Here is a 6,093-nt window from a genome sequence, read left to right as displayed (position 1 = left end):
TCCTCTTCGGTACAAAATCCCATGACCGGTTCCACTCCGGCGCGGTTATACCAGCTCCGATCGAAGAAAACGATCTCTCCGGCACTCGGGAGATGTTCGACGTAACGTTGAAAATACCATTGGGTTTTTTCGACGTCCGAAGGTTTATCCAGAGCTACGACGCGTGCTCCGCGGGGGTTGAGATGCTCGGTGATCCGTTTGATCGTTCCCCCTTTTCCCGCGGCGTCGCGTCCTTCGAATATCATGAGGACTTTCAGCCCTTTATCTTTAACATGGTTTTGCAGTTTTAGCAGTTCGATTTGAAGTTCTTTGAGCTCCCCTTCGTATTCCAATACCGATTTTTTGACCCAGACAGGAAGACGTTCTTCTTTTTTATTCGCTTTACGTTTCTCTTGTTCCCGCTCTTTTGGACTTTTCCGACGGTCTTCATGGACGATCTCTTCAATCTTGTCCGTGTGGTCGATTTCAGTTTTGGTCATTGCACTGGTTGCACCCATATCTCTTCTCCTCTTTTTTTGATTATAACGTTCTAGTGATTAATTCATTAAGCGATTCAGCCTCTTTTGTCGCGGCAAAGCAGGAATTTTCACCGCAAATTGTGAATTCTTCGAGTGTTTCGTCATTTTTGAAGAGGACAAAAGGGTAGGTCGGCAAAGAAACGACGGCCTGTAAAGAAGAAGATTTTCCTTTGACGATGCGTTGTTCTTTGATGAAGCGGACGGCTTGGACGGTGAGAGTAGGGTAGTAAATCGGTGTTTTCATCAGTTTGATGGAGTTGTACTCGAGCGTTTTGAAAGCGAAACGATGATATTTGGGATCGACCAAAATCCCCAGCCCCAACAGGACGCTGACGATGATTCCGAGCGCGCTCGGATAAGTTCCGTCATCAAGCTCCGCCACGGTAGCAAAGGCTCCGCGGCTGAAATACCATTTTCCCTCTTCGTAAAAAAGTTCCAATGCTTTATTGGCAAAGTGCTGTGCTTCGATAAGATAGGTTTCATCCAGTGTGCTTTGATACGCTTCGATCAGTGCATCGGACAAATAGGCGTAGTCTTCTAAAAAAGCGTCGATTTTGGCCTCTTTATGAATCAGGGCAGAGTGCTTGAGACCTCCCTGTGCCATCGTTTCTTTCAATCGATTCAAACTTCGAATGGCTTGCAGACGATAGCGTTCATCGCTGTGTCCAAGAATGAAAAGGGATTTGATCATCATCGCGTTCCATGCCGTAATGACTTTACGGTCGATAAAAGGATAGGTGCGTGATCGGCGGAGTGCTTGCAGGGTTGCTTTGAAGGTTTCAAACCATTCGGGGCGCTCGTTATCTGCAAGGCGGATGATGCAGTAGCCTTCGAAATTTCCTTTCGCAGATGCTCCGACCGTCGCAGCGGCTTTTACAATATCCGAAATACCGCACTCTGATAATGCCCGGACGATTGCATCGTAGGTATAGATGAAATAATGCCCTTCTCCCCCTTCGCTGTCTGCATCGCTGGCACTGTAGAAAAGATTCTCTTCCATCATGAAACCGATCATGAAATCGGCACACTCTCTCGCAACGCTTAGATATCGGTCGTTGTGATAAACCATCCCCGCTTTCGCGTATAATCCGCACAACAGAGCATTATCATACGTCATTTTTTCAAAATGGGGTACAAGCCACGTTTCATCGGTGCTGTATCGGCAAAATCCTCCGTCAATGAGATCATACATCCCTCCGAGTGCCATATTCTTCAGACTCTGATGGATCATGGTTTGCAGATCGTCGGATGAGTCCAATCTATCCAAAATCATCAGGGCTTCGAGTGTCGAAACATGGGGGAATTTCGGTGCTTTGGAAAAGCCTCCGTTGTCGCTGTCGTAATTATGCTGCGCCTGAAGGGTGAACTGTTTGATGATTTTGTCATTAAGCGCCGTTGCCTGAACCGGCTCGTTTTTAGGACGGAGATAGGTGGTGATTTCGTCGGCATTTTGGAACAGTTTTTCATCGTTTGCTGCTATTTTTTCAGCGATAATGGCGGTGAGTTCGCTAAAGCCCATCATCCTCTCACGGTTGAACGGCGGAATATAGGTGGCGGCATAAAACGGTTTGTTTTCAGGGGTGCAGAATATCGATAGCGGCCACCCTCCCGCACGGCGATTAAGGAGGGTATGGAGCTCTTGATAGTGTTTATCGATGTCGGGACGTTCTTCGCGATCGACTTTGATACAGATAAAATGTTGATTGACGAAATCGGCGATTTCGGCATTTTCAAAGACTTCGTGTTCCATAACATGGCACCAGTGGCAGCTGCTGTAGCCGATGGAGATAAAAATGGCTTTGTGTTCCGTACGCGCCCGTTCGAATGCTTCATCGCACCATGGATACCACTCTAGCGGGTTGTCTTTGTGTTGTTGCAGATAGGGTGAATCTTCGAGGGCGAGGCGGTTGGACATACGAGGCTCCCAATTAAAGTTATGGGTAGTGTAGCATTTGAGACTATGTCTAAGCTGAAAAATATTAACAATGTTGCTCTATGAGATTCGGTACAGTTAGTTGTGATAAAATGGAGATGAAATTTTCAGAAGGTTCCATTATGCGTTTGCTATTGTTTTTACTTATCTCGCTCAATGTATGGGGTGTAAGTTTTTTACAGCCCGATGAAGCGTTCAAACCCTCAGCCAAAATGGTCGATCCGAAAACTATCGGCGTTGAACTGCTCATGGGGGATCAAATCCACATATATGCGGATAAGCTGAAAGTGGAAGACGCCGATAAAGAAGACGGGATCGATTTTAAATCGGTCACCATGGCTGATCCCATTCAACTCGACGGAGAAACGGTGTATGAGTCTTCACCGGCTATCCGTATCGCTTTGGTAAAGAGCAAAGAACTCAGCGGCGAAAAAAAGGTGAAGGTAAAACTTTCCTATCAAGGGTGTTCCTCGGCAGGATTATGTTATGAACCGATCGAAAAGGTATTGGAAGTCACTGTTAATACGGATGCATTAACTGCGGACAGTAACTCTGAAACGGCACTTTCTTCATCGAAAGCCGAAGCAGCACAGACGGCAGTATCGGCTACGGAGCCGCAAGCAACACTGAAAGCAGAGCCTAAAGAGTCTGAAACCGATCAGATCGCAGGGGTTATCAAAGGGGGAAGCCTTTGGTTCATTATTCTAAGCTTTTTCGGATTTGGGCTTTTATTGGCTTTGACCCCGTGCGTATTTCCGATGATTCCGATCATCTCGTCGGTCATTATGGCGCAGGGATCGGGGCTGGGGACGAAAAAAGCGTTTTGGCTCTCGGTCGTTTATGTCCTGTCTATGGCGGTCGCGTATACGATAGCCGGTATTTTGGCGGGATTGTTCGGAGCCAATCTTCAGGCGGCGTTTCAGACACCGTGGATTATTACGTTGTTTTCACTGATATTCGTCATCTTGGCGATGTCGATGTTCGATTTGTTTGAACTCCAGATTCCAAATTTCATCCAATCTAAAATTACCAAGATCAGCGGTTCGCAAAGCGGGGTTGTAGGTATCGCTATCATGGGATTCCTTTCGGCTCTGATCGTCGGGCCGTGCGTCGCCGCACCGTTAGCGGGAGCATTAATCTATATCGGTCAGACGGGAGATGCGGTGTTAGGCGGTATCGCACTGTTTTCTTTGAGTATCGGTATGGGGGTTCCTTTGATCGCGATCGGAACGAGTGCCGGTAAATTCATGCCGAAACCGGGTGTCTGGATGGATACGATCAAATCGATTTTCGGGGTTATGTTGATCGGTATTTCGATTTGGATGATCAGCCGTATTCTGGATGAAAATATTTCGATGATGCTGTGGGGCTCTTTGGCGATTTTCGTTGCGATCAATATCGGAGCGTTAGAACCGATCCGGGGACGCTGTATCCGATGTCATCGGGCGAATAAAAAAGCCTTGGGGATTATCATTCTTTTGTATGGAATGTCACTGTTGTTAGGGGGAATGAGCGGGGCAAAAGATCCGTTGCATCCTCTTGATCCGTTTCTCCCGTCCAAGGCGGTAGCTCAAGCCGAGATGAGTGCTCATAAAGAGTTTAAGAAAATCACGTCGCTTCAAGAGTTGGATACGATATTGGCTCAAAACAAAGGGAAAAAGGTGATGGTCGATTTTTATGCGGACTGGTGTACGGCGTGCAAAGAGTATGAGTCCAAAACCTTTAGCGACGAAAACGTCAAAACGGCAATGGACGCCTATACGTTGGTTCAAGTCGACTTGACGGCAAATGACGACGCATCGAAAGAGATTACGTCGAAATTCGGTCTTTTCGGACCTCCGGCGATCTTGTTTTTCGATGAAAACGGTGTTCGTCTGAAAAACGCCGATATTGTCGGATTTAAAGAGCCGAAAGAATTTTTAAATCATTTGGGAGAACTCTAATGGGCAAAATCTTTTTAATAGTATCGATATTAGCCAGCTGCGCATTTGCCGAACTCAAATGGGCATCGTCGTACGACGCCGCTTTGGCACAGGCGCAAAAAGAGAAAAAACGGGTAATGGTAATGCTCTCCAAAGAGGATTGCCCGGCCTGCGAGTATATGAACGATGTAGTTTTTGAAGAGAAAGCGGTGAGTAATGAGGTGGAAAAAAGTTTCGTTCCCGTCCATATCGATATTCATAACGATTTCATTCCGGAAGGGCTGGGATATATCGGAACTCCGACATTTCATTTTCTGGATGCCAAAGGGAAAAAAATCGGACGCTATGACGGTCAGGCGAATATCCCCTCTTTTCTCGGAATCTTGGGAAAATACAAAAAATAGGCTGCTATTTTTTGGCTTCGACCAAGCGATCTAAGATATAAAGCTGCATATTTTTATGCGGTACCTCTTTTTCCAATGCTTCCGAGTAAATTTTAGCGACCTCTTTGGCATGTAGCGTGTAATCGAAATGGGGAAAATGGTTTTCCCATGCATTTTGAATGATACGAAGCGCTACTTTATCGATGAGGTACTCTTTAAACATTGCATAGGTTGCGAAGAACATCCCCGTAAATAAGATGGCCATGAGGATCAGCAAATGGCAGTCTATTTTAGCCAACAAAGGATGAAAGGCAATCGAAACAGGGAGGATAATGATGTGCCACAATCCGATAAAGACGAGATAGCTGCGTCCGATACTCATCCGAAATCCCGGAATATTTCCTTCCAGTTTTAAACCGTCCTGATACATTTTGTTGGTTTTGAGCATGTCTCTAAACAGCATCGGCCCGTCATTGAGAGTAAAAGTGTAGGGGATGATTTTCTCTTCGGTAAAGCGGCGCATGGATGAGCGTATCCACGAAAACATTCTAAGCATGTATTTCCTTAATGATTGTGCTGACACGTGCCGCACTGCCGTGTTCCAAAAGATCACGCAGTTTTGCGGCATCGTTAAAAAAAGCGGTTTTATCCATTTCCAAATACGCATTATACAGGTTTTGTGCATTAACGCCGTTTTGGATGAATTCGGGATGGAGAGGACGGTGATAGTGATGATCAAATAAGATGTTGCCCAGTCCGGCATATTCGAGTTTTACCAATGCTTTTCCGATCATGTAGTCAAGCGATTTGGCGATATAGACCAAAATAAACGGGGTTCCGATCAAAGAAGCTTCCAACGTGGCCGTACCGCTGCAAATAAATGCAAAATCCGATTGTGCCAATGTCTTGTGCGCTTCGTGTGTAATCTCGAACATACTGATGTCGCCGTAGAGTTCAGCTATTTTTTGGGTGCTGAAATGTGAGGGGATAACCAGCATCGCCCGTTCGGAGATTTTGGCACGCAGTTCTCTGAAAACGTCCATAAGCCTTTTGATCTCTCCGGGTCGGCTGCCGGGCATAAAGGTGACGATCCCGGTAGGATTCAGATCTTTTTTGGTCACAGTGATCTCATCGAGCAACGGATGTCCAACATATTCGATCGGAGCATTCGGAGAATAGTAGGAAGGCTCGAAGGGGAGAATGGAACACAGTCGGCTGATCGTTTTTTCGAGGACGGGAATACGACCTTTTTTCCAAGCCCACGCCTGAGGTAAAATGTAATAGATGATCTTTTTGTCCGGATAACGTTTTCGGATCGCTTTTGCCAAGGGGAGATT

5 protein-coding genes and 1 pseudogene are annotated in these 6,093 nt (G+C 46.2%); 2 read left to right on the top strand and 4 right to left on the bottom strand.

The annotated features are described in order from the left end of the window. Both Q0389_RS02720 and Q0389_RS02715 read right to left on the bottom strand, forming a co-directional pair. A pseudogene (locus Q0389_RS02720) lies at window positions 1-497 on the bottom strand (polyphosphate kinase 2); the annotation flags it as partial. 22 nt (window positions 498-519) lie between these two features. Then, on the bottom strand, window positions 520-2,433 hold the full coding sequence (locus Q0389_RS02715) for a thioredoxin domain-containing protein (RefSeq protein WP_298691373.1): 1,914 nt from the start codon (window positions 2,431-2,433) through the stop codon (window positions 520-522). A 140-nt stretch (window positions 2,434-2,573) separates the two neighbouring features. On the opposite strand from Q0389_RS02715, the gene dsbD reads away from it, so the two are divergent. Together dsbD and Q0389_RS02705 are read left to right on the top strand one after the other, a co-directional pair. Then, window positions 2,574-4,394 (top strand): protein-disulfide reductase DsbD, encoded by a 1,821-nt coding sequence (dsbD, locus tag Q0389_RS02710; protein ID WP_298691371.1) that lies wholly within the window; start codon window positions 2,574-2,576, stop codon window positions 4,392-4,394. Further along, on the top strand, window positions 4,394-4,777 hold the full coding sequence (locus Q0389_RS02705; protein ID WP_298691369.1) for a thioredoxin family protein: 384 nt from the start codon (window positions 4,394-4,396) through the stop codon (window positions 4,775-4,777). Before dsbD ends, Q0389_RS02705 begins: the two co-directional genes overlap by 1 nt. A 4-nt stretch (window positions 4,778-4,781) precedes the next feature. Here Q0389_RS02705 and Q0389_RS02700 read toward each other — a convergent pair whose 3' ends face one another. Then, the gene (locus tag Q0389_RS02700) at window positions 4,782-5,312 is read right to left on the bottom strand and encodes a hypothetical protein (protein ID WP_298691367.1); all 531 of its coding nucleotides are present in this window, start codon (window positions 5,310-5,312) and stop codon (window positions 4,782-4,784) included. Next, window positions 5,305-6,093, bottom strand: a 789-nt coding sequence (gene lpxB, locus Q0389_RS02695; protein WP_298691365.1) for a lipid-A-disaccharide synthase, incomplete at its 5' end; no start/stop codon positions are given. The genes Q0389_RS02700 and lpxB, both read right to left, overlap by 8 nt.

Origin of the sequence: uncultured Sulfuricurvum sp. (assembly GCF_937936435.1) — a bacterium.
Lineage (GTDB): Bacteria > Campylobacterota > Campylobacteria > Campylobacterales > Sulfurimonadaceae > Sulfuricurvum.
This window is presented reverse-complemented; position numbering and strand designations above follow the sequence as displayed.

What these genes read in the sequence shown, in the direction of transcription:
- Q0389_RS02715 (WP_298691373.1), bottom strand. Translation starts at nt 2,433, where the DNA reads ATGTCCAACCGCCTCGCCCTCGAAGATTCACCCTATCTGCAACAACAC.
- dsbD (WP_298691371.1), top strand. Translation starts at nt 2,574, where the DNA reads ATGCGTTTGCTATTGTTTTTACTTATCTCGCTCAATGTATGGGGTGTA.
- Q0389_RS02705 (WP_298691369.1), top strand. Translation starts at nt 4,394, where the DNA reads ATGGGCAAAATCTTTTTAATAGTATCGATATTAGCCAGCTGCGCATTT.
- Q0389_RS02700 (WP_298691367.1), bottom strand. Translation starts at nt 5,312, where the DNA reads ATGCTTAGAATGTTTTCGTGGATACGCTCATCCATGCGCCGCTTTACC.